A 2,554-nucleotide genomic window follows, 5' to 3' on the forward strand; every position below is an offset into this window, starting at 1 on the left:
GACCGCAGCGGCGAGGCGCCCGATCTCCGCGCGCTTGGCCGCCATCGCCCGGCTCAGGAATCCGCTCACGACGCCCCCCCCGCCATGGCTCGTGTTCGCTCGACGAGCGCATCCAGCACCGCCCGCGCCCGGCCGCCGTCGACAGCCGCGGCCGCCAGCTCGACGCCCTCGGCCGGATCATCGGTCAACCCCGCCAGCACGGCGCAGAAACCGGCGTTCAACAGCACGGCGTCGCGGCAGGGACCGGACGCGCCGTCCAGCACCTCGCGCACGCGGCGGGCGTTCATCTGCGGGTCGCCACCCGCGAGATCGTCCAGGGAGCACCGCTCCAGGCCCACGAGCTCGGGGGCGAAGCTGTACTCCCGCACCTCGCCGTCGCGCAGTTCGGCCACGTGGGTCGGGCCGGTCGCCGAGACCTCGTCGACGCCGTCGTAGCCGCAGACCACGAAGGCCCGCTCGCTGCCCAGCCGTCCCAGCACCCTGGCCAGGGTGACGGTCAGCGCGGGACGGTAGACGCCCAGCAGCTGCCGGCGCACGCCCGCGGGATTGGTCAGCGGACCGAGCACGTTGAAGACCGTGCGCGCGCCCAGTTCGCGGCGCACGGGCATGGCGTGACGCATGGCGGGATGGTGACGCGGCGCGAACATGAAGCCGATGCCGAGCTCGTCCACCAGTTCGGCCACCCGAGCCGGCGGCAGGTCCACGGCCACGCCCAGCGCCTCGAGCACGTCGGCGCTGCCGCAGCTGGAGGAGACGGCCCGGTTGCCGTGCTTGGCGACGGTGATGCCCATGCCCGCCGCCACCAGGGCCGTGGCGGTCGAGATGTTGAAGGTGCCGCGGGCGTCGCCGCCGGTGCCGCAGGTGTCGATGACCTTGTCGCCCGACACGTCGACGGCGTCGACGCGCTCGCGCATGGCCCGGGCGAAGCCGGCGATCTCGTCGACGGTCTCGCCCTTTACGCGCAGGGCGGCCAGGGCGGCGGCGATCTGGGCGGGAGCCGCCGCGCCGTCCATGATCGCCGACATCAGTTCGCGGGCCTCCTCGCCCGTCAGGTCGACGCCGTCGAGCAGCTTGTCCAGCAGGGCGCGCATCACCGTCCGCCTCCGGCCGCGGCGCAGCCCTGCAGGAAGTTGCCCAGCAGGGTGGGGCCCTCGCGGGTCAGGATCGATTCCGGGTGGAACTGCACGCCCTCGACGGGCAGTTCGCGGTGCCTCACCCCCATGACCTCGCCGGCCGACGTGAACGACGACACCTCCAGCTCCGGCGGCAGCGAATCCTCGAAGGCGATCAGCGAGTGGTAGCGCGTGGCCTCGAAGGGGTTGCCCAGCCCGTCGTAGAGCGTTCGCCCGTCGTGGTAGATGGGCGACACCTTGCCGTGCATGACGCGTTGCGCCCGGTCCACCACGCCGCCGTAGGCCTCGACGATGCACTGGTGCCCCAGGCAGATACCCAGGATCGGCGTCTCGCCGGCCAGACGCCTGATCAGCTCGAGCGAGATGCCCGCGTCGCGCGGCCGGCCCGGTCCCGGCGAGATGATCAGCGATCGCGGCCGGAGCGCGACGGCCTCGTCCACGCTCAGCGCGTCGTTGCGCACCACCTTCACCTCGGCGCCGAGGGTGCCGAGGGCCTGCACGACGTTGTAGGTGAACGAATCGTAGTTGTCGATGAGCAGATGCATCAGAATCCCTCCTCGGCGATGGCCACGGCCCGTCGCAGGGCGCCGATCTTGTCCAGGGTCTCCTGGTACTCGCGCGCCGGGTCGCTGTCGGCCACGATGCCGGCGCCGGCCTGCACGTGGTAGACGCCGTCGCGCACGATGAGCGTGCGGATGGCGATGCACATGTCCATGTCCCCGTTGGGCCCGAAGTAGCCCGCCGCGCCCGCGTAGGGTCCGCGCCGCCGTCCCTCCAGCTCGCTGATGAGCTGCATGGCACGGATCTTCGGCGCGCCGCTGACCGTGCCCGCCGGGAATGACGCGCGCAGCACGTCGTACATGTCCACCCCGGGCCGCAGGTCGCCGGCCACGCGCGAGACGATGTGCATGACGTGCGAATAGCGCTCGATGGACATGAAAGCCTCCGTCTCGACGCTGCCGATCTCGCACACCCGGCCCAGGTCGTTGCGGCCCAGGTCCACGAGCATGACGTGTTCGGCTCGCTCCTTCTCGTCCGCCAGCAGCTCTCTTTCGAGGGCCAGGTCGGCCGCGGGATCCTCCCCGCGCGGCCGCGTGCCCGCGATGGGGCACAGGCTGACCCGCCTGCCGTCCAGCTTGACCAGCACCTCCGGCGACGAGCCGACCACCTGCACGTCCCCATGGTCCATGTAGAACATGTAGGGCGAGGGATTGAGGATGCGCAGGGCGCGGTAGATCTGGAAGGGGTGGGCCCGCGTCGGACCGCGCAGGCACTGCGAGACGACGATCTGGAAGCAGTCGCCCTCGAGGATGTGCTCCTTGGCGTCGCGGACCATGCGCTCGTATTCGTCCTGCGTCATGTTGAACTCGGGTCCGGCGGGGGCGCCGTCCGGCGGCGCGGCCGGATCCGGCAGCGGCGGC

General features: G+C 71.7%; 3 protein-coding genes. All 3 read right to left on the reverse strand.

The window, feature by feature from the left end:
• Positions 1–65 precede the first annotated feature (65 nt).
• Entirely contained in the window at positions 66–1,091 is a 1,026-nt protein-coding gene (gene trpD, locus KJ554_06280) for an anthranilate phosphoribosyltransferase (protein ID MBU0741939.1), read from the reverse strand.
• The gene (locus KJ554_06285; protein ID MBU0741940.1) at positions 1,091–1,678 is read right to left on the reverse strand and encodes an aminodeoxychorismate/anthranilate synthase component II; all 588 of its coding nucleotides are present in this window, start codon (positions 1,676–1,678) and stop codon (positions 1,091–1,093) included. Before KJ554_06285 ends, trpD begins: the two co-directional genes overlap by 1 nt.
• Positions 1,678–2,554, reverse strand: an 877-nt coding sequence (locus tag KJ554_06290; protein ID MBU0741941.1) for an anthranilate synthase component I family protein, incomplete at its 5' end; no start/stop codon positions are given. The genes KJ554_06290 and KJ554_06285, both read right to left, overlap by 1 nt.

The organism is bacterium, assembly GCA_018814885.1.
GTDB lineage: Bacteria > Krumholzibacteriota > Krumholzibacteriia > LZORAL124-64-63 > LZORAL124-64-63 > JAHIYU01.